The following is a 19,754-nucleotide window of genomic DNA, read 5'->3' on the forward strand; positions in this document are numbered from 1 at the left end:
GAAATGAGGATTATCGTATGACACAGCCAATCAAAATGACACTTTATCGTTGGGCAGGCAGCTGGGGACCATTCAAGGTTAATATTCCATGTGGCGAATGCACCCTAACTAAAGACATTCTTGCCGATACTTTTGAAAACGAATTAGCGGGTGTCTCCGTAGAGCTAGAAGTTAAAGATTGGTTGTCCCATTGGTGGGAACCACTAAAACTTGGTGCTTGGCACGCCCCTATCCTAGTTGTTGAAGGAAAAGTCGTCAGCCAAGGGGAAGCGCTAAACCGAGGCGTGCTTGTTCAATCAGTTATTGCTGAGTGGACTAAACGCGATCAACTTAAAGGCAATATTGTCTACGGCAAAGCGACGTGTCCTTACTGCGTTAAAGCCAAAAAGTTGCTGGATGAGACGGGTATAGAATACACATACTATGACGTCGTCAAAGACAGTGCAGCCCTTTACCGAATGATACCTGAAGTGAAAGCCATCATTGGCGAGAAAACACCTGTAACGGTGCCGCAAATTTGGTTAGATGGAGAGTACATAGGAGGCGCAGACAACTTGGAAAAGTGGTTAGCGGAAAAGGGATTAGATAAAGTGCCTAACAACGTTGTTGAGATCCCAAGTCAAAGCGCATAATTATCACCTAGCAGAAACACGACATCTCTAACAAAGCAAAAAGCCCTGATATCAAATCAGGGCTTTTCCTATTAATTCGCTAGCTTTTTCATTACTCGAGCAAACATTGAAGGTTTCTTCTTCTTTGTTTTACCGTAAAGCGCTTTGTGCATCGCGTCTTTTGCGATCATTTGACCAATGTAAACGCCACCAAGTTCGTAACCCATGACCTTCTCCTAAGAAGTAATTGACTGGTTTATGTTGTAATTTTACACCACAAAACACCAAAAACAAGATAAAGATCACAAAATAATTGTAATTTAATTACAAGAAATTTAATCCTAGCGAATCAAAAAAGTGATTAACGCTTGGGCTGTTGGTACGTTTTGCCTGCTGCTTTGTAAGTATCTTTTTGTTTAATTTCAAAGAAAGTTTCAAAGAACCAAGCCGCAAATTTGATCAGGTGATCGCCTTCATTCATGACATGCTCAACAAATTCTTTCTCTTCACCAGACTCGTCAGCTTGGAAGGTAATATGGTAAATACGTTTTTCACCATCGACCTCCGCAAGGCCAAATTGACCACTTAGTGATTCCGCTGCTTGAGCGACCTCTTCTTCTTCAGATGCTTTTAGTAGTTCAAGAGCCTGAGGCAAGTTCTCTTTTTCGCCAATTTCTTTTAATAGCGCTTCAAATTCGTTTTGTTGCATGGGTTCACCTAACGATTAACGGGCGTTTTCCTCGCACAACGCTTTTGAGTCAGCATCTGCGAGCCTAATTTGCTGCGCATTTTAGAAAGGAGCACGTAAGCTTGCAAGCAGATTCAACGCGAGCTTTCTGGTTGAGCCAAACCACTGGTAGGCGTCTGAATTTGACTCAGTGCCAAAACAACACAGCTTAACCCTGCAATCAACACATAGAAGACACCTAATTGATATTGGCTCGTTACCCAATACTCCACCAAATATCCGCCAAACAAACCTGCGAGACACATTTGTATAGACCCAGATAATGCAGAAACCGCGCCTGCTTGTTGTTTGTGTGGGGATAACAACAAACTGATTGAAACCGGGAACGACATTCCTTGCGCAAAACTCAAGCAAGTGAAGGCAACTAATAGTGACGTAACCGTAAATGGTAAAATCAGTAGCATCACTCCTGATGCAGCAACGACAACAAAACTCATCAATAGGATCTGCTGCTCTTTGTAGCGCGAATTGACTAAGTTAAGCACCAAACTACCCATTAACAACCCTGCTGAAGGGACAATCATCAACGAGCCATAGTCTGCAGCAGTTAATCCAAGCTCTTGCTGCATCAAAAATGGATATAAGGACAACGTCACCAGAGCAGAAAGATAACTGAGCCAGTTGTAGCTCGCACTGCCAATCACTTGTTTATTAGTCAACAGCGTTAAGTAATTCAATATGACTCGTTTAGGTTCAAAACGGCGCTTGGGATAAGGCAATGTTTCTGGAAGAACGATTAAGCCCAGCGTAAAAATCGCGATTAAGTAAAACAATACGAAGACAAACACCGCATGCCAACTTAAATGATAAGCGATCCAACCACCAAACAAAGGCGCAACTATCGGCATCACTGATGCTGTGACCGAAATATAGGAAAGGGCCTTGGTCAATTGTGAGCCATCGTAACTGTCTCGTAATACTGAGCGCCCAAGAACAGAGGCGCTTCCCGCACCTAAACCTTGTAATAGCCTTCCAGCTTCCAAAGCGACAATATGGTCTGCAAACGCAATACATATGACCGTACCTACGAGATAAACGCTTTGACCAAGAATGAATACTGGCCTACGCCCTATTGAGTCGGATAGCGGGCCATAAAAAAGCTGAGAGACACCAAAGCCAACAAGGAATAACGTGACAAGGTTTTGAATCGCATGCTGCGGAAGCTCAAGGTCATGTCCGATCATTGGCAAAGATGGAAGATAAATGCTGACGCCAACTTGACCGGTCGCGATGATCATCATCGCCAATAATAATGGTGTTTTACGCAATATACCCTCCTTACATCATGACAGTTTCACGACAGACAGTGTATATTTGTTACTCTAAGATGATAATAAACCAAAATGGAAAAGAATTATTTCCTATGGGGATAGAATAAAATGGATTGGATTCAAAGTGTCAATAGCTATATTCGTGTAGTAGAAGAAGGAAGCTTCAATGCGGCAGCCAGAAAGCTCAATACCACCAGCTCAGCCATTAGTAAGCGTATCCAGTGGCTAGAAGATAAGATTGGTGTACAACTGCTCAAGCGAACAACACGCTCCATCAGCCAAACAGAAGCTGGCGCCCTATTCTACGAACGAGCCAAAGTACAGCTAGACTCTTGGCAATCTGTGCTAGACGAAACACGCTCAGTGAATCAATCTCCAGCAGGCTTACTTAAGATTGGAGCAACGCTGGCCGTTGGCTCTAAGTTCCTTGTTCATTATCTGGACGATTTTCTTGAAAAATACCCCTACATTAAACTTCAACTTATCACAACGCTACCAGGTCAAATCCCCGAACTGAGCTTAGATTTATTCATCAGCAGGGAGTTGGAACATCTCAATTCTTTAAGTTTTAAAGCAACGCCATTGTTCGAACACAAAGCCCAGTTTTATGCAGCGCCTAGTTACCTTGAAAAACACGGAACCCCACAAACGGTTGAAGAACTATCACAACATAACATGTTGATTTGGGGTGAAAAGCCAACAAGAGAGCTCAAAACCAACCGTGGAAAGCGTATTAGCCTTTCAGGAAATTTCGCGACCACGAACCCTGAAGCTCTTTTCCATGGCGCTAAACGCGGAATGGGAATTTTACTGTCCAATAATGTGATGATCAAAGAAGAGCTTAAGTCCGGAGCATTAATACCGATACTTCCCGATGTCACTGCTGATGAGGCGACGGTCTACGCTTACTATCCAAAACTGGATTATCAACACACCCGAACTCAGCTGTTTCTCGACTACCTTAAATCACGCTTAGATGAAGAAAAGCGCGCCTAATCTACTCACTCTTTGAGAACAAAGATATTGGAGAGTCACAAGGGGCGCGTTGGTCTGTCGTGAATGTTTTGAGTGATATGATAAGACGTTATAACGTTGCTTATTAAAAACAAATCACAACGTCTAATCATGCAAAAACCATCTGCTAATATACAATCCTAAGCACTCCGAGATTTCAACAAAAGAAAGATAAAGTAGCTGCCTCCGATAATCGAAACTAACGTACCTGCAGCAAGTTGAGCGGGGAACACCACGACTTGCCCTAGCCAATCAGCAAACAACATTAGGGCTGCACCGATTAAGAAAGACAATAAGATCTGCTCTCGAACCAAGCGAGCACCAACCATAGCTGCAATATGTGGAGCCAGTAGGCCAACAAAAGCGACCGGCCCCATGGTGGTTGTGACCATCGAACATAAAATCGCGACGATACACAATAGAGCCACATAGGCGATGTTGATGTTCAGCCCTCTTGCACTTGCAAACTGACGACCAGTAGCAATTAATGTCACCCAACGACTCAACAGTAAAGCTACGCCAATACAAACGGTGATCACGATAGCCATGATCATTGCTGCATCAGGTTCAACACGATACGTAGAGCCTGCCAACCAAGCCAATAAGGTGTATTTCCCCTCACCCACTCGTGTTAAAGAGAATTGCACTAGAGCCTCTAACACCGCGGTCAGCGAGATACCGGTCAGAATTAGGATAGACGGAGCGAACTGATGCTTCTTACCAAGGAACAGCAACAAACAAAGTGCAATCGCACTGCCCAAAAACGCAACCCAAGGGCTTAGCGAGTGAATCGAGTATCCCATAAACAGGCTACTGAAAATCAGCGCTAACACCGCACCTGCCGATACGCCAAGAATGTCTGGGCTCGCAAGTGGGTTGTAAACGAGCCTTTGTAAAATCACACCTGCCACTGCCAAACCGCCACCAGCAAATATTGCGGTTAACATTCTAGGCCAGCGAATAGACCACTCAAACGCATCTGGGATAATGAAATAACTCATATCTGAAGAAGGTTGTGACAATGTACTTAACGCCAGTAAACCGGAAATCATTGCACCCAACAAGAAATAAGCCAAAGGTGAAATAAACTTTGGCCCTTTAGGCATTGAGAAAAATAGCTGATCTTGGGCCGACATCTGCTTGCGAGCAATAATGATCAAAGCTGGAGCGCCAATCACCGCGGTTGCTGTTCCTGTAGGAATCATATCCAAAGACCATTGCGCTAAGAAAATCGCCAAGCTGTCGGTCATACAAAGCAATAGCGCACCTAATACGCAGCTAGCGATGAGCTCAGATTTCGCCTTTAAAAAGCCCAAATGTCTCGCGATGTTTGGAGCAATCAAACCAATAAAGCTGATTACACCCACCGAGGTAATCGACACGGAAACCAGCCAAACGCCAATCACCATTAGGACAAAGAAAGTCGTACCGATGTTGAGACCACGCGCAGCAGCCCCTTCTGTACCAATCGAAAGAAGAGTCAAAACCCTCGGAGCCAACAGGAAAATAGCAAAGATTGGCAGTAACTTAGGCATCAACCAAAGCACTTGCTCCCAACCATTTTGCCCGAGATCACCCGCTCCCCATACGAACAAGTTCTGAGCATATTGGTCGTTGAGCAAAATAATTGCAGTTGCAAATGCGCCTAGCAGTAAGTTTACCGCCATACCTGCCAAAACAATTGGCAAGCCGCTCATGTTTTTGATGCCAACTATGGAAACAATCAGACCCATTGCAAGCAGCGCGCCTATCAGCGCAAACCAAACTGAATACTGAGCCACCAACATCGGCGCGGCCACATTTAGAATGACCAGACCAAGCCATGCACCTGACGATGTACCTAAGGTAAGCGGAGACATCATGTGATTTTGCGTTAATTGTTGAAACAAGCTACCTATGGTACCGAGTGTTCCACCAACCAAAATCGCCATCACCAAACGAGGCAAGTTAACATAGACTAACGCCATCAACTCAAATGAATCATCGACCATTTTATTGAATGTAGCGATGTCACTGATCTGTGAGACTTGTTGGAACAACTCTCCAACAGGACCAAATTCTGACTGGCCTAACCATAAATGAACAAGAGCGGTGAGCAATAGCACCGCCCCCATCATGAAACCACTGGATCTCATTACTGCTCCGCTAGCATCAACAACGATTGCGCCATGGCTTCAGCGTTATACAAAATAGACATAGCACCGCCGTAGCTCCAACTCGCTGCTACTGGGCTAAATTGACCATTGCGAACGAAAGGCATGCTCTTCCAAACCGGAGAACGCTCTAACTTGTCTTGATACGGGAAAGGTTCAAAGTAAAGTGCAATGCCGTTCTTCACCTTCTTAAGTTCAGTCATACGCTTTTGACTGATCCCCCACTGACTAGCCGGAAGATCCAACGCATTTTCAAAACCTAGCTGCTCAAGCGCGTATTGCGGAATCGAGTTATCACCGTAAATGTAAACTGACGTGGTGCTCGCAAAACGGAAAGAAGTGACTTTTGGCTTGTCTCCCGGGTAAGCTTTATCTAATTCAGCCTTAAGAACCTCAAGACGCTGCTCCATCGCAGCCAGTTTCTTGTTCGCTTGCTCTTCTTTACCAAGCAATTGGCCTATCTTCTTGAAGTTATCGATAGCCGCCGCCGCATTACTGTGCTCTTCACTGTACGTTTGGTAGTAAAGTACTGGCGCGATTTCTGAAAGTCGCTCCTGAAGATCTTTCTGAGGTGAAGCGATAAGAATTACATCTGGGTTTAGCTTCTTCAAAGCAGAAAAGTTAGGCTCAGTTCTAGTGCCAATGTCCGCCACGCCTTCTGGAATCGCAGGTTGAACAACCCAATCGCTATACCCTGCAATATCAGGTACTGCTACTGGTGTTACACCGAGTTCAATCACTTGCTCAGCGACATCCCAGTTAAGCGCTGCTACTCTGACAGGTTGAGCTTCAAGTGTTTTAATCCCCTCACTGTCTTCTACTTTGAAATCCGCCATCGCATTAAACGATAAAGCACTCGCTAACATCGTTAGAACGAGTTTTGTATTCAAATTTTTTACTTTAGAAAAATGGGAAGCGATTGATTTTAAGCTCATATATTTGCCTACTTCATCTAAATTCGAGATTTCTACAAACGACAAAAGCAGCCCAGAAAAGGCTGCTTTAAAATTGGGAACGCTAACTTAGTTAGAATTCATAGTTTACGCTTAACTCAACTGACTGCTCGGCACCAAACCAGCAGTTCGATTGGTCATAACAGGTGTAGTACTCTTCATTGAATAAGTTGTTCACTAGCAAGTTAGCTGTTGCACCAGATAGTGTGTCGCTTGCCTCACCTAAGTCATAGCCTACTGAAAGATCGACGACCGTGTAAGAAGGCACTTTGCCTTGAGTATTCGTTGCATCCATCTCCATTTCACCCATGTAACGAGCACCTACACTGAAGCGGGTTCCTGATAAAGCACCACCATAGACATAGTAATTGCTCCATAGGTTAGCGGCATGTGTCGGTACATAGATTGGTGTAGTGCCTTCTAGATCTGGATTCGCATCTTCCGTAACTTCCATGTCGATATACGTGTAGCTCGCATTAACATCCCAATCTTCAGTAACAAACCATCTGCCTTCAAGCTCCATACCTTGCGAGCGCACCTCACCTAGCTGAATCTTAGAACGGTATGTAGGATCTGATGGATCAGCAGCAATTGAGTCTTTCTTAGTGATATGGAAGTAAGAAGCAGTAACCTGCTGTGACATATCTGGAGACAAGTATTTAATACCCAACTCGATCTGTTCACCTAGCTGAGGTTTTAAAGAGTTGCCGTTAATATCAGTACCAGCAGCTGGCTCAAAGCTCGTCGCGTAACTTACAAAAGGAGAAATACCATTATCTAGCTCATACAAAGCACCTACACGGTACGAGAACTGGTTGTGATCAGCTTCATCTTTTCCATCATAAGTTGGGTAAGAACTAATTTTGTCATCGCTTGCCTTAAACATGTCATAACGTCCACCAGCTAATAAAACCAACGCGTCATAACGAACTTGATCTTGGAAGTACAAACCTAACTGTTCGGTCGTAATATCATGAGATTCACGGTAGTTTTCTTGAAGCTGACTTCTATCCAAAAGGTCATTGTTCGGATTATAAGCATCAAACCCATAGAAACTCGCATTCGCAGTAAATTCTTTGTACAGAGAATCACCTGTTAGCTTTAGGTAGTCGACACCGAATAATAAATTGTGTTCTAAACCACCAATTTCGACACGACCTGAAACTTGGTTATCGATAACAAAGCTCTGTGAATCCTCATCTGTACTGTAAACATTTCGGATTAAACTGCCCGTCGCAGGATTGAAGTTAGTAGCGGTGTGGTAAGTATTCTCTTGGTACAGAGACGCATCGGTATAGCGAGCATTCTGAAGGAAAGTCCAATCATCGTTAATTTGGTGATTGATCTTATAGCCTAGCATCAAGACTTCACGTTCAAAGGTACTCCAATTCTTGTCACCCATGGACACAGATGGATCACTCGCCTTCAGCACTTCTAATGGCATAGCAGAGTTAGTACCCATCGATGGATCGTTCTGATAGTAAAGGTTGAAGTTGATAAGTGTTCTATCAGACAACTGCCAATCTAGTGAAGGAGCAATCACATAGCGCTCTTCTTCTGCGTGATCTACTTGGCTGTCTTGTTTACGGGCAAGTGCTAACAAGCGATAAGAAAAGTCACTGTCACCTAATTGACCTGTAGTATCAATTGACGCTTCCATAAGGTTCCTTGAACCTGTAGATACACCAACTTTCGTCGACCCATCTTCTTGCGGTGTCTTCGCAATCATGTTGACCATACCACCTGGTGGCATCGCTCCATACAACACAGATGTAGGCCCCTTAAATACTTCAACTTGCTGAATCGCAATAGGATCTATCTGAGGTTGTAGATTCCAACCGGTTAGGAATGGAAGCACCAAACCATCATAATAGCTTTGGTTGTTACTAAAACCACGAATAGAGAACGTATCGTACATGGTTACTGATGCGCCCTTCTGTTCGGTTACAACACCCGGTGCATAACGAAGGGCTTGATTCAAAGATTGAACACCTCGTTGCTCTAACTGTTCTTCATCAATAACGGTAATACCTTGAGGCGTTTCCTCTGGCTCAAGAGCCGACTTAGTTGCGGTATTACGGTAAGCTTTTCCTAAAACAGTGATAGTTTCGATATTCGAATCTGTCGCTGAAACGGCTTCTTCCGCCAAAGCTTGCGCTGAAAATGCAGTCAACAAAGCGACTGCCAATGATGAATACTTAAAACGAACGTGAGTGGTCATGATTCCCTCGGTACCAATGCTTAACTTAAATAGTAATAAATCTCATTTGCATTGTATGTATCTATAAAAGGGATAATTAACAATTTGGTGCAAGTTCAAAAAGAACTTGGCCTATTTTGAGTAAAACTAAAACAGTTGCTCATTAAAAGCACAATTAGCCCTATTAAACGAGAGGCTCTGTAGAGAGTGCGTTAGGTGGGATATGACTACGATTTAATAATAGGAACCCAGTATTCCATTACCGCATCAGTCGAATGAGCTCGATAACCCAAGGGATACACTTCAAGCTCATAGCCATCGATGGCTCGATAACCAGAACTTGGCAACCAGTTAAGAACAAACCAGCTTAGAGTATGTCGAAGATTCTCAATAGGACCGCAATGTTTCACTACAGCGTAGGTTTGCTTTGGAATAGTTAATACCTCTAATTTATCAGAGATAATGCTCGGCAATTGCGGAATCGAAATCTCGTCGTGGAGCTCAATGCCAGCCCAGTAGTAAATGTTGGTACCATCAAAGCAAGACTGGGTGAGATCGACAACGCCAATAAATTGAAAGGCACCCGCGTCTGGAAGCGTTACTTCCCCTTCTAAACGTGACCACAATTGAGGAACTTTCTGTGCGAAATCTTGGGTCAACGAAAACAAACCACTGATTTCAGAAGTGATGCCTTTAACAAGGAATGACTCTCTTTCATCAATGCGTACCTCGACAAAACTGAGTGGGCCATTATCAGCTGCGCTCATCATATCCGATACTTGTATTGGTTTACGAAGCCCAGTTCTTTTGCCCGCTTTTCTATATTGACTAGGACTTAAGCCAAACATCTGCTTGAACGAGCGGCTAAAGCTAATTTCTTAATTAAACCCGAGAGCAAGAGCGATATCAATGACTCGCTTCTTGCTATCCAACAGTTCTTCTGCCGCTTGGCTTAACTTAAGCTCTCTGACGTAGTTTGCGACGGTAAGCCCAGTCTCGGCTTGAAACACTCTTTGCAGCTGCCAGCGAGACCAACAGCTCTGTTTCGCAATATCTTCTAGCGATAGTGCCGAGCTTAGGTTCGCATGAATATAAGCCAAGACACGGCTGATACGATCAAATGCAGGTGTGTTCATAGTCACGCGTTAATAATCTCGGTAGTGGCAACAATATAGTAGATACAGAAATACTTTTTATCATTTAAAGAGCCTTTTATCACTTAAAAATGAGTAATGCATAATCAATTGATAGCTCCCTTAGCGTGCAAGAACTCCGAGGAGATGCTCCATATTGTATGGTTATCCTCGATAAGGTTAGCTATGATAACGCAACTAATTCTCATTCATTGGTTTAAGATGCTTTCCCAGTTGCACAATATTATTACTCGTCGGAGAGCCCCTTCTCTACACCAGAAAATCTTCGCTTACTCTAAGCAGGTCACACCTTATCTAAGTGGAAGCTATGGTTCTCTGAGCAGCAGAAGTATCGCGATGACCAATGATAAGAGTCATATCGAAATCAAACGCGTTTACGATGGTCTAGCGGAAAATCACTCTGAAGCTGGTAAAGCTTATTGGTTAACTCGAACTTGGGATCTAGTGTGTTGGCAGCCCATCTATGTCACTTTCGTTTCTATTTACGGCCTCCACTCTCTACCTGATATCAAGAATATTGGTCAATTTAGGTACAAAGAGTTCGTCACAGGTTATCGCTTCTTTAACGGTGACCATCAACACGGTTCACCCGAGGAACTGATACCTCAGGCTGGTGCAGCCATACTTGCACTCACCGAGTTTTACCGCAGTCAGATAAATGAATGGACACGTATCCGACCAGGGTTCACCAACCATTTGTTAGCGGATCTACTGCTAAGCAGTTTGATCAAATTGCAGCAGCATGAGCCAAGCTTAACCAATGATTACATCACCGAGCAAGCCAAGCTTTGGTTAGAAGCATGCCAATTACCGGACAGTCATTTAGACAGCCTCAAGGTCGATGCTAATTCAGGGATGCTTAGGCTGATAAGAGTCAGCTGTTGTCTAGTTTACAAATGCGACTCTGGAAAGTATTGCGACGATTGCCCAAGGCTCCCAGAAAACAAAAAAATCGCTTAATATCACCATCTATTATTAAAGAGCAGCAGAGAGCATTTGCTTTTATCAGCGGCTTTATTGGTCGGAGACAGGACTGACATGTTTCAGCTTTCAAATATCAAAATCGTTCGTGATGAGCGAACCATTCTCGCAATCGACGAACTTTCTATTCCGACGAATGAGCTCACCGTAGTTCTTGGTCACAATGGTTCTGGTAAATCTACGCTGGTTAACTTGATCTCAGGGCAAATGGCCCCAGACCACGGCACAGTGAAGTTAGACGATACCTCTCTTTCTGCCTTCAAAAGCAAAGACCTAGCCAAGAAGATTGCTTATTTGCCGCAAAAGCTCCCTGCTTCTGCGGGCTTAACGGTAGCGGAGCTGGTTCGTTTAGGGCGCTTTCCTTGGCGGGGAGCGTTAGGTCGTTGGAACTCTGAAGACCAATCCATCATCCAACAAGCAATGGAGAGAACGGGCGTCGCCGAGTTTTCACAGGCATTAGCAGACGATTTATCCGGCGGTGAACGCCAGCGTGCTTGGGTATCGATGTTGCTTGCGCAGCAGTCTCCCGTATTGATCCTCGATGAGCCAACATCAGCACTGGATGTTCATCACCAATTCCAACTGATGGGTTTACTGTCAGAGCTGAATAAAAAAGAAAACGTTGGCGTGGTCGTGATTCTGCACGACTTAAACCTTGCTCTACGTTACGCGACACACATCGTTGCTCTGAAGAAAGGTCAGATAGCATTTGAAGGCAGCGCCGATAAGTTACTCGATGAACAAGCACTGTCTGCACTGTATGAGTCCCCGATTCGACTGATCGACCACCCGGTTCCAGCCAACACTGCCGCAAGTGAGAAGGTAGCGGTCGTCTGCGAATAGCTCAGTTTATTGAGCTAATCTACTGAAAAATCAAAATGCCTGTAGACAAACGCACTCGATCTAACTCTGCAGGCTAATCTCGATATTGAATCTCTGTATTCATTCGAGATGAGTGTTCCTTCAAAAATGAGTGTTCCTTCAAAAATCACTCTGCATTCAGACTCGTCATATAATGCAGAAACGCAATCGCAACCAAAAAGACTACCACTTTTGTGAGAGCTTGATTCAATTCCTCCTAACCCAATAGTTGAAAAATACCTTTCTTGAGCCATCAGAATTTGAAAAATCACACGAAGTAAACAATAGTTAACGTGATGCATATCGATTAAATGAGAAATGATCGTGTAACAAAACCAAAAGAAACACGATACGGTTAATGACAACGTCGGGTGAAGCCTTCAATGGATCATGAACAAATTAGTATCCAAGTAATTGATGAAATTCTGAATTTGAACGGCAGCGCTCTGCTCAATAGAGTAACGCTGGATCTTCATCAGCAATTTCAAAGCCACTGTACATGTGTGGTTGAGATAGCGCATCTCCAGCATTGCGCGGTTACGCTTTCTCATTCGAGTGACGGAACCATTACTGATAACATCAGTTACGGGCTCGCCGGTACACCTTGTGAAAAAGTGGCACAAGACATTGGTGAAATCATCTTCTATCAAGAAGAGGTCTACCGCCTCTTTCCTGAAGACCAAATGTTTCAAGATGCTGGTATCCAAGCTTATATTGGACTGCCCTTAAAAACCCATGCTGGAGAGGTGCTAGGGATTTTGCTCTCAACCTTTACCCGAGCGGTTGGAGAATCAGAAGCAAAAAACATCATTGAGCATCACCGCTTTTTTTCTAACGTCATTATCCATAGCCTACGTGAAAAATGGATAAGTGAACGGTCAGACAAACTTCTAAACCAGCTGAGTTATGAGGTTTCACACGACAACTTAACCGGCCTACTCAACCGAAGTTGCCTAGCGGATACACTTGAAACCTTAACGCAACTCGCTAGCCGTCCTTTTAGTCTTGCCTACCTAGACATCGATAACTTTAAATCCATCAATGACATTAACGGCAATTACATCGGTGACCAGATCATCAAGTTTACAGCCAATGCCATACAACAAAGTCTCACCTCTCCGAATAATGCTTTTCGTGTTGCAGGTGATGAGTTTGCCTTCATTACTTACGATGAAGATCCCGTTGCGGTATGTCAGGAAATTTTGGACAAGATAGAATCAGGCTATGTCGACAAATCCAATCGCATATCTTTCACAGTTAGCATTGGTATAGCTCGTGCCCCTGTCCACATGCTCAATAGCGATGACTTGATACTTAACGCGAGTTTGGCGCTAAAAGACTGTAAAAAGCATCGTGATACGCGAATTCAGCACTATGACACGCATTTAAGCGCGTTGTACCACCGTCAAACACAATTGATAGAAGCATTGCGAGACCAATTACGCTTGAGCATCGATGAAAACGAAGAACTCTATGTTGTGGTTCAACCTATTGTCGATATCACCAGTGACCGTTGGGACTACTTTGAAATATTGGCGCGTTGGAAAAGCAGTACTTATGGCAGCGTCTCCCCAGTCGAATTTATCGAGGCTGCTGAACAATCCGGTTTGATCATTGAACTAGGCGAACGCATCGTTGAGCTAGCCTGCCGAGCAAAACAAAAGCTCGAAAGAGAGTTGGGTTACACCGTAAAGCTGTCGGTTAATTGTTCTGCTTATGAGCTGGTCGATTCCAATCGCTATATAAACTACTTAACTAGAGTATTGGAGAAATACAATCATCAAGCTTCAGACTTTGTTATAGAGCTCACGGAGACGGTTCTGTTATCACAAAGTGGCAGAGAACAGATGGTTTTAAACTCACTTAGATACCTTGGATTCAAAGTCGCACTCGACGATTTTGGCACGGGTTATTCGAGTTTAAACTACATCCATAACTACCCGATTGATAGCATTAAAATCGATGCAACGTTTGTTCGCAACATGCTCGCTAATACCACATCAGAGCAAGTGGTTTTACTGATTGCACAATTGGCACAATTACTCGACGTCGACTTGATTGCAGAAGGGGTCGAAGACGATCGAGCATTGCAGAAGCTGATTGAGATGGGCTGTCATCATATTCAAGGATACTTCTATTCCCGACCACACAGCGTCGAAGAACTGGTTTCGATCATCAATGACAAACAAGTAAAAAGCGCATAAAAAAGACCAAACAATGTTTGGTCTTTTTTATTCAATTAGAGAACGGCTTTCTCTTTGTCTTTAAGTAGCTTATCCATTTCATTCCGATTCGCTACAAACGTTGCCATCTCTTTCTTCGGAACCGAACTTGCCATCGGGATATTAGCGCGCATTGCGTTCACCGGACGACCATATTCAATCAATTCGTAATGAAGGTGCGGACCAGTCACACGACCCGTTTTACCGGATAGACCGATACGCTGTCCACGTGAGACTTTCTGGCCTTTCTTAACCAGAATTTTGCTCAAGTGCAGATAGCGCGTTTTATATTTACTGCCATGCTCAATCACCACATAGTTACCCGCATAAGGGTGTTTACGTGTCATGATCACCGTACCATCACCTGTCGCTTCTACAGGAGTACCAATAGGCACAGCCCAGTCGGTACCATTGTGAGGAGCAACGCGGCCGGTTACTGGGTGTAGGCGGTTCGGGTTAAAGCCAGAACTAATACGCCAGCTGCGGCTAACAGGGTATCGTTGGAAGGCACGCTGTAGGCTTTCACCTTTCGCATTGTAGAACTGTCCATCAGTATGAAGGTAAGCCGTCACTTCACGGCCACGGTTGTAGATCTTAATCGCTTCAATTTCGTTTTTACCCGTCGATACGCCATCAATACTTTGAGAGCGACGCACAACTTCAAAACGATCGCCAGCACGCAAATCTTTACCGAAGTTCACTTGCTCTTTTAGCAGGTTAACCACTTGGCTGATTTCAGCTGAGCTTAAACCCAAACGATTTGCAGAAGAAGAGAAGCTACCTTGAATAACACCAACAAGAGGCTCTTGGTGCCATACACCTGGAATGGAAATATCAGAGAAGTCGTAGCTACCATCGCTATTGCGTTGATAAACCACTTTGTCTGCAATAGAGAATTGCAGCTCCATTTTATCGAGTTCACCCGTCGATTCATCACGCCAAAAACGCAGTGTGTTACCAGGTTTTAACGTATCAAGGGCAAGGAAGTTTAAATCCGTTTCCATCACTTTCATCAGCGAACTGTAGCCGAGGCCTAATTGACTGAAGATGGTACTCAGGTTATCACCTGCTTGGATTTGATATTCAAAATTGGGTGGCGTGACAACAACAGCTGTCTTCGCATCAAGAATTTTTTCAACAACCTGCGACTCTGGCAGGTTTAAAGCGATGGTTTTGGTAAGGGAAGACTCTTTGAGAGAGTTGGAAACACCAATCGCAACTAATACTGGCAAGGAGTACAACAGTAGCGCTTTACGACTTGTCAGATTCGGCAACCGTCTTGTTGTAATTTCATTTGTAGACACGGGAATTACTATCTCCTTTATAACAAGGCTCATAGCTTATGCATTCCCGCATAAGAAATCACTAGGTAATTACGAGATCTAGCGCAGAAAACACTTATTTTTTACAGAAGACAAAAAAAATCATTACTGTTGCATATGTAGGTCATTACCTACACGCTTGAGTGTCTTCGATATCAATTGTTCTGGTTGTTCTGCCATCGCTTGATCTTCACCGTGTTCTAAGTAAGACAATGATATGTGTTTGTCGTCTTTCCATTCGAGTTTCGACATTTGAATTCGATCACCAACAAACACACTATTGATCAGTACAACACGACTTGGTACGGGGTCGAACTTAAACAAGCCCAGGTAATAAAATGCCCCTGAACCTTGTGTCGTCACAATCACTGGTGCGGCAACCCATGTAGTCTTACCAATCTCTCGCTTAGCAATAAAATCAGTCGGTACAAGCACAGACCCTTTCGTCGCACCAGCATCATAATCCCCTTTTAAGTAGCTATGCTCTTTGTCCCACTCTTGCAAGAAAGTGACCGCCCCTTGCTCTGGGACTTGGACAGTCCATGGGTTTCGTGACTGAATGCCCAATACCTCTTCAACGATTGGGTTGGATTGAGTCTGCACTTGGGGGAATTTCGCCATGATCTCATCATCTGAGAGACTGAAGCGATATATACCAGCGATGATCACAACAGCAAGCAAAACAATCGGGATAAGAAGAATGAGAGGAATGGGTAAGATTCTTTTACGAGCCATGAAGACTTCCTTGTGTTTTTGTTCTCTTAATTATGCTCGAAGTATATACCAATTCACCCATGAAGACCTCAACGCCTACTCGTTCGATTTGACTCAAGTGTTTCAAAATTAAACTAAACTGTTTGATGAGCAACCAATTGGGGACAACGATGACAAAAATCACCCACTCTTGTGAATGCGCCTGTGGTCTAGTTCAACTGCGCTGCACCGCAGAACCTATTCGTACTTCCGTCTGTCATTGCTTTGAGTGCCAAAAACGCACGGGAAGTGTATTCGGCGTTCAAGCCCGCTTCAACAGAGACCAAGTCATCCTCGATGGTGATGTCACTAGCTATACTCGTGTTGCTGACTCAGGTCATCAAGTTCAATACGAATTCTGTCCAGCATGCGGCACGACAATGCGTTTGAAGCTATCAGATGCTCCCGAGTACGCCGTGATTCCTATGGGGTTATTTAACGATAAGGAGTTTCCAGAGCCTACTGTCTCTATTTATGAGCAACGAAAGCACGGCTGGGTGAGCTTTGATTGCACTATGGAACACATTAGCTAAGCATCTCTTTCAACAAACATGGCACTAAACAATCTAAATTCAAGAAAAGCATTCAACAAAAGTTGAGATTTTATTGAGAATGATCAACCGAGTTTTCGCAGAAGTACTTTCGTTCCGCGCTATGAGCGCTATAATCTGCCCATAACATTTGGTGAGGTTTTATTGTGATTTCCAGACTTCCTCGTTGGGTGGAATATGGCGCGTTTTTGCTTGCTCTTCTCGCAGGCTGCGTCAATGCCGTGGGTCTCCTAGGCTTTCAACATCAAGCGATAACACATCTTTCCGGAACCGTAACTCAGCTAGGGAACAGCTTATTAACCGATGCGGACAGCACTATTCACCTGCTCTTCATCGTATTTAGCTTTTTGATTGGTTCAGCGTTTAGTGGGTTCTTTATCGAAAGCAGTGCACTTAAACTCGGTCGTCGCTACGGCGTTGCACTCTGTATTGAAGGCAGCCTGTTACTTCTCAGCTTAGGCTTCCTAGTTCAAGGCAATGTTTATGGTCAGTATCTTGCTTCTGCTGCGTGCGGCTTGCAGAACGCTATGATCACCACCTTCAGTGGAGCAGTGGTTCGAACAACACACATGACCGGAATTATTACCGATCTCGGCATTATGATTGGTGAAAGCTTGCGTGGTCGCCAATTTGACCGTCGTAAAGCCAAGCTGTTTATCTTTATCTTCTTCGGCTTTTTGTTAGGTGGCACTGCCGGAGCAATGCTGTTTAATTCGTTTGAGCTTTATGCATTAGCGTTCCCAGCGATTTTAGCTTTCATCATTGCTATCGCTTACTGGAGTTATCTTTTCCTTATTAGTCGTAAACAAACTGCTTAATGCGATTGTGGCGGTTTAAGCATTTGCCTTAAACCGTCTCCTCTTATTCTTTTCTTCATATTTATCTTTTACTTGAAAGACGCCACTGGCTGATCGTAACCAGTGTTTTATCCTTCAAATCCATAAATTGAGTAGTACTACTAACAGAAAACATCGTGATCGCCTTGAGATCCTAATCACATTTGCTAGGCTTTTTATTGCTCGAGTCACACTGTGCTTCATCATAGTCTGTTAACAGCGGCTCACGTGCTACAATTTTCTAACACAGGCAACAAATTCATATACAAGATTCTAGTTAAGTACAGTTTGACCATAAAAACGGCTGAATAACTAGATGTATTTAATGAATAGTATTGCAATGGATGCAGTTTGCGGGTAACCTCCGCACACTGTGATTAAATACGGATGTTTAGTGAATATTTATGTCATGGAATATGGCGAGTATTGACTAGTAGTAACACGAGACAAAACATGCATAACAACACCAATGCTGCTGAAGCACCTAAGGGCAACTTTTGGATGTTCTTCATCCCATCCCTAATCGGTCTTCTACTTTTCATGGCACCAATTTCTTACGATGGTGGCCTGACAATTCCTGTCGCGGTAATGGCAAAAGTCATTCCTGCAGTTCTTGGCGATACCTTAATTGCTATCGTAACGGCAATTGTCGCTTTCATGGCTCTAGCTTCTGTTCTTTGCAAAATTTTTAAGCCAGCAGCAATCCTACGTAATGGTTTCTTAAACGGTCTATTTAACCCTTCCCCACTTTGGTTAATCGTTCGACTATTTGGTGGTGCAGCGGTTCTGATGACGTTCTTCCAAGTGGGTCCTGAAGCGATCTGGGAAGAGAATACTGGCGGTTTAGTTCTGACTGGTCTTCTACCAACACTGTTTGCAGTATTCATTTTTGCAGGTCTACTGCTTCCTCTACTGCTCAACTTTGGTCTGCTTGAGCTATTCGGTGCGCTACTAAGTAAAGTGATGCGTCCGGTATTTAACCTTCCAGGTCGCAGTGCAATCGACTGTATGGCTTCTTGGTTAGGCGACGGCAGTGTGGGTATCCTACTGACAAGCAAACAGTACGAAAACAACTTCTACACCCAGCGTGAAGCCGCAGTTGTAGGTACAACTTTCTCTGCAGTATCTATCACGTTCAGTTTGGTTGTTCTTGCTCAGGTTCAATTAGAACATCTATTCCTGCCTTTCTACGGCGCAATCTGTTTAGCAGGTGTTATCGCGGCTATCATCATTCCTCGCCTACCGCCATTGAGTCTAAAGAAAGACCGCTACATGGATGGCAGCGAGCCTAAGAAAGACGCAGACGCAGTACCTGCAGGTCACACAACTTTCTCTTGGGGTATGGACCTTGCGCTAAAACGCGCTGGCCAAGTGACTTCTGTACAGTCGGTATTTAAAGAAGGCGTACATAACGCAATCGACATGGTCTTTGGCGTACTTCCTGTCGTTATGGGTCTAGGTACAATGGCATTGATTATTGCTGAATACACATCGGTATTCGAAATCCTAGGCCAGCCATTTATCCCTTACCTAGAACTACTGCACATTCCGGAAGCAGCGGCTGCGTCTCAAACGATTGTAGTGGGTTTTGCAGACATGTTTATTCCAGCGATCCTAGCGGCTTCAATTGATAATGAAATGACGCGCTTCGTGATTGCAGCGATGTCAGTAACTCAGCTTATCTACATGTCAGAAGTAGGTGCACTGCTTCTAGGCAGTAAGATTCCGGTAAACATCGTGGAGCTGTTCGTTATCTTCATTCTACGTACGTTGATTACGCTTCCTGTTATTGCCGGTGTTGCTCATCTGATTTTCTAAAATCGCATTTTTTAACAAAGGCTCCGCATTGTCGGGGCCTTTTTTGTATTTGTCGTTCACCTTTGTTATTTCCGTTCCAACTTCGCTCCCCCTTCCTGACAAGAATCAATATAAAGATATCTAACTTTCAACACAAAGTTATAAATATCACTTTAAATTCATTAATTTAAATGAGAAAAACAATCTCGTCAGACTTGTTTATATAAGGCTCAATGATACTATTCTTATGTTTTTAACAGTTTAATGACGAAGTCTTACAAAGAAGATCAATCTCACAACTTTTGAACACGATCTGGCAATTGTTAA

General features: G+C 43.8%; 16 protein-coding genes and 1 pseudogene. 8 read left to right on the top strand and 9 right to left on the bottom strand.

Annotated elements, in window-relative coordinates; genetic code table 11:
* Positions 1-17: 17 nt before the first annotated feature.
* Entirely contained in the window at positions 18-632 is a 615-nt protein-coding gene (locus VJL_RS02475; RefSeq protein WP_038875429.1) for a glutaredoxin family protein, read from the top strand.
* A gap of 71 nt (positions 633-703) precedes the next feature.
* On the opposite strand, the gene VJL_RS30180 is transcribed toward VJL_RS02475, so the two are convergent.
* From VJL_RS30180 to VJL_RS02485, 3 genes are all read right to left on the bottom strand, one after another.
* On the bottom strand, positions 704-838 hold the full coding sequence (locus VJL_RS30180) for a hypothetical protein (RefSeq protein WP_095760458.1): 135 nt from the start codon (positions 836-838) through the stop codon (positions 704-706).
* A gap of 134 nt (positions 839-972) precedes the next feature.
* On the bottom strand, positions 973-1,320 hold the full coding sequence (locus VJL_RS02480) for a hypothetical protein (RefSeq protein ID WP_038865307.1): 348 nt from the start codon (positions 1,318-1,320) through the stop codon (positions 973-975).
* A gap of 113 nt (positions 1,321-1,433) precedes the next feature.
* The gene (locus VJL_RS02485; RefSeq protein WP_038875432.1) at positions 1,434-2,627 is read right to left on the bottom strand and encodes a multidrug effflux MFS transporter; all 1,194 of its coding nucleotides are present in this window, start codon (positions 2,625-2,627) and stop codon (positions 1,434-1,436) included.
* A 111-nt stretch (positions 2,628-2,738) separates the two neighbouring features.
* Between VJL_RS02485 and VJL_RS02490 the strand changes: the two genes are divergently transcribed.
* On the top strand, positions 2,739-3,626 hold the full coding sequence (locus VJL_RS02490) for a LysR family transcriptional regulator (RefSeq protein WP_038875433.1): 888 nt from the start codon (positions 2,739-2,741) through the stop codon (positions 3,624-3,626).
* A gap of 158 nt (positions 3,627-3,784) precedes the next feature.
* On the opposite strand, the gene fhuB is transcribed toward VJL_RS02490, so the two are convergent.
* From fhuB to VJL_RS02510, 4 genes and pseudogenes are all read right to left on the bottom strand, one after another.
* Positions 3,785-5,779, bottom strand: coding sequence for a Fe(3+)-hydroxamate ABC transporter permease FhuB (gene fhuB / locus VJL_RS02495; RefSeq protein ID WP_038875436.1), 1,995 nt, complete (start codon positions 5,777-5,779; stop codon positions 3,785-3,787).
* On the bottom strand, positions 5,779-6,732 hold the full coding sequence (locus VJL_RS02500) for an iron-siderophore ABC transporter substrate-binding protein (protein WP_038875438.1): 954 nt from the start codon (positions 6,730-6,732) through the stop codon (positions 5,779-5,781). Before VJL_RS02500 ends, fhuB begins: the two co-directional genes overlap by 1 nt.
* Before the next feature lie 91 nt (positions 6,733-6,823).
* The gene (locus tag VJL_RS02505) at positions 6,824-8,971 is read right to left on the bottom strand and encodes a TonB-dependent siderophore receptor (protein ID WP_038875440.1); all 2,148 of its coding nucleotides are present in this window, start codon (positions 8,969-8,971) and stop codon (positions 6,824-6,826) included.
* 206 nt (positions 8,972-9,177) lie between these two features.
* Positions 9,178-10,086, bottom strand: a pseudogene (locus tag VJL_RS02510) (AraC family transcriptional regulator).
* Positions 10,087-10,305: 219 nt separating this feature from the next.
* On the opposite strand from VJL_RS02510, the gene VJL_RS02515 reads away from it, so the two are divergent.
* The 3 genes from VJL_RS02515 to VJL_RS02525 all read left to right on the top strand — a co-directional run bounded on the left by VJL_RS02515 (position 10,306) and on the right by VJL_RS02525 (position 14,150).
* On the top strand, positions 10,306-11,064 hold the full coding sequence (locus VJL_RS02515) for a siderophore ferric iron reductase (RefSeq protein ID WP_038875514.1): 759 nt from the start codon (positions 10,306-10,308) through the stop codon (positions 11,062-11,064).
* Positions 11,065-11,142: 78 nt separating this feature from the next.
* Positions 11,143-11,928 (top strand): ABC transporter ATP-binding protein, encoded by a 786-nt coding sequence (locus tag VJL_RS02520; RefSeq protein WP_038875442.1) that lies wholly within the window; start codon positions 11,143-11,145, stop codon positions 11,926-11,928.
* Between the two features lie 401 nt (positions 11,929-12,329).
* Entirely contained in the window at positions 12,330-14,150 is a 1,821-nt protein-coding gene (locus VJL_RS02525; protein WP_038875444.1) for a putative bifunctional diguanylate cyclase/phosphodiesterase, read from the top strand.
* Between the two features lie 35 nt (positions 14,151-14,185).
* Here VJL_RS02525 and shyA read toward each other — a convergent pair whose 3' ends face one another.
* The gene (shyA, locus tag VJL_RS02530) at positions 14,186-15,442 is read right to left on the bottom strand and encodes a peptidoglycan DD-endopeptidase ShyA (protein WP_218918681.1); all 1,257 of its coding nucleotides are present in this window, start codon (positions 15,440-15,442) and stop codon (positions 14,186-14,188) included.
* Positions 15,443-15,595: 153 nt separating this feature from the next.
* Entirely contained in the window at positions 15,596-16,225 is a 630-nt protein-coding gene (locus VJL_RS02535) for a hypothetical protein (RefSeq protein ID WP_038875447.1), read from the bottom strand.
* A 149-nt stretch (positions 16,226-16,374) separates the two neighbouring features.
* On the opposite strand from VJL_RS02535, the gene VJL_RS02540 reads away from it, so the two are divergent.
* From VJL_RS02540 to VJL_RS02550, 3 genes are all read left to right on the top strand, one after another.
* Positions 16,375-16,776 carry a GFA family protein gene (locus VJL_RS02540; RefSeq protein WP_038875449.1) on the top strand — a complete coding sequence of 134 codons (402 nt, stop codon included), beginning with the start codon at positions 16,375-16,377 and terminating at the stop codon, positions 16,774-16,776.
* 164 nt (positions 16,777-16,940) lie between these two features.
* Positions 16,941-17,612, top strand: a complete 672-nt coding sequence (locus VJL_RS02545) for a YoaK family protein (RefSeq protein ID WP_038865287.1) — start codon at positions 16,941-16,943, stop codon at positions 17,610-17,612.
* Between the two features lie 471 nt (positions 17,613-18,083).
* Positions 18,084-19,448: a YjiH family protein gene (locus VJL_RS02550; RefSeq protein WP_038865286.1), complete on the top strand. Its 1,365-nt coding sequence runs from the start codon at positions 18,084-18,086 to the stop codon at positions 19,446-19,448.
* The last annotated feature ends 306 nt before the right edge of the window (positions 19,449-19,754 follow it).

This window comes from Vibrio jasicida CAIM 1864 = LMG 25398 (genome assembly GCF_000400365.1).
GTDB classification, from domain to species: domain Bacteria; phylum Pseudomonadota; class Gammaproteobacteria; order Enterobacterales; family Vibrionaceae; genus Vibrio; species Vibrio jasicida.

What these genes read in the sequence shown, in the direction of transcription:
- VJL_RS02475 (WP_038875429.1), top strand. Translation starts at nt 18, where the DNA reads ATGACACAGCCAATCAAAATGACACTTTATCGTTGGGCAGGCAGCTGG.
- VJL_RS30180 (WP_095760458.1), bottom strand. Translation starts at nt 838, where the DNA reads ATGGGTTACGAACTTGGTGGCGTTTACATTGGTCAAATGATCGCAAAA.
- VJL_RS02480 (WP_038865307.1), bottom strand. Translation starts at nt 1,320, where the DNA reads ATGCAACAAAACGAATTTGAAGCGCTATTAAAAGAAATTGGCGAAAAA.
- VJL_RS02490 (WP_038875433.1), top strand. Translation starts at nt 2,739, where the DNA reads ATGGATTGGATTCAAAGTGTCAATAGCTATATTCGTGTAGTAGAAGAA.
- fhuB (WP_038875436.1), bottom strand. Translation starts at nt 5,779, where the DNA reads ATGAGATCCAGTGGTTTCATGATGGGGGCGGTGCTATTGCTCACCGCT.
- VJL_RS02500 (WP_038875438.1), bottom strand. Translation starts at nt 6,732, where the DNA reads ATGAGCTTAAAATCAATCGCTTCCCATTTTTCTAAAGTAAAAAATTTG.
- VJL_RS02505 (WP_038875440.1), bottom strand. Translation starts at nt 8,971, where the DNA reads ATGACCACTCACGTTCGTTTTAAGTATTCATCATTGGCAGTCGCTTTG.
- VJL_RS02515 (WP_038875514.1), top strand. Translation starts at nt 10,306, where the DNA reads ATGCTTTCCCAGTTGCACAATATTATTACTCGTCGGAGAGCCCCTTCT.
- VJL_RS02520 (WP_038875442.1), top strand. Translation starts at nt 11,143, where the DNA reads ATGTTTCAGCTTTCAAATATCAAAATCGTTCGTGATGAGCGAACCATT.
- VJL_RS02525 (WP_038875444.1), top strand. Translation starts at nt 12,330, where the DNA reads ATGGATCATGAACAAATTAGTATCCAAGTAATTGATGAAATTCTGAAT.
- VJL_RS02535 (WP_038875447.1), bottom strand. Translation starts at nt 16,225, where the DNA reads ATGGCTCGTAAAAGAATCTTACCCATTCCTCTCATTCTTCTTATCCCG.
- VJL_RS02540 (WP_038875449.1), top strand. Translation starts at nt 16,375, where the DNA reads ATGACAAAAATCACCCACTCTTGTGAATGCGCCTGTGGTCTAGTTCAA.
- VJL_RS02550 (WP_038865286.1), top strand. Translation starts at nt 18,084, where the DNA reads ATGCATAACAACACCAATGCTGCTGAAGCACCTAAGGGCAACTTTTGG.